We start from the raw sequence: 698 nt of genomic DNA, 5'->3' as shown, positions 1-698 counted from the left end.
CCGAAGAATCTAAAAACACAGTTTCTTCTAAAAATGCACAATCACACTTTAAGGATTCTATTGCAAATGCTAGCCAACTTTGCAAGATTCCACATTTTTCTCTTTCACAAAGAAAATCTAATCCCTCCCCGCTCCCTTTACCAAAAGAAAAGCTCTCTTATCTTTCATAAAGGGAGAGCCTGCGCCTCTACTTATGAAATTTGCTTCGCTTCCTGCACTTCTAGTAAAAAATCGGGCAAGAGGCACTACTGCTCCTGCTTGTTCCGATTTTTCACACCACGAAGTGGGCGCAGATTCTACCCCTTGTCATTCTGAGGGCTTTATGCCCGAAGAATCTCAACAAATCAATAGAGATGTTTCGCTTCGCTCAACATGACAAAAAAATAAATTGCCATTCTGAATCCTCTCCTTGTCATTCTGTTCCCATTTGTCATTCTGAGGCTTTAGCCGAAGAATCTCATGAGATGTTTCGGGCAAGCCCTCAACATGACAAGGTTAATGTTTGTCATTCTGAAGGAGCAAATGCGACTGAAGAATCTCTTAAAGATTCTAAAGAGATATTTCGGCTTCGCCTCAATATGACAAAGGGTAAGATTGGAAATGTTTATCCCTGCGGGAATGAGCAAGTATGGGCAAGAACTTCGTTCGTGCAGTCGCTCCGCTCCCGCATCGCATTTTTCAAATGCTCAGTATGACAA

The 698-nt window shown here is 42.0% G+C and carries 2 protein-coding genes; both read left to right on the top strand.

Annotated elements, in window-relative coordinates:
• The first annotated feature begins 193 nt into the window (after nucleotides 1–193).
• Nucleotides 194–376, top strand: coding sequence for a hypothetical protein (locus CQA66_RS09090; protein ID WP_115582667.1), 183 nt, complete (start codon nucleotides 194–196; stop codon nucleotides 374–376).
• Entirely contained in the window at nucleotides 354–695 is a 342-nt protein-coding gene (locus CQA66_RS09200; protein WP_104763795.1) for a hypothetical protein, read from the top strand. Before CQA66_RS09090 ends, CQA66_RS09200 begins: the two co-directional genes overlap by 23 nt.
• The last annotated feature ends 3 nt before the right edge of the window (nucleotides 696–698 follow it).

The sequence above is a fragment of the Helicobacter aurati genome, from assembly GCF_003364265.1.
Taxonomy (GTDB): Bacteria; Campylobacterota; Campylobacteria; order Campylobacterales; family Helicobacteraceae; genus Helicobacter_A; species Helicobacter_A aurati.
Note: the sequence above shows the minus strand (reverse complement) of the source record. Positions and strands in the feature narration are given on the sequence as shown.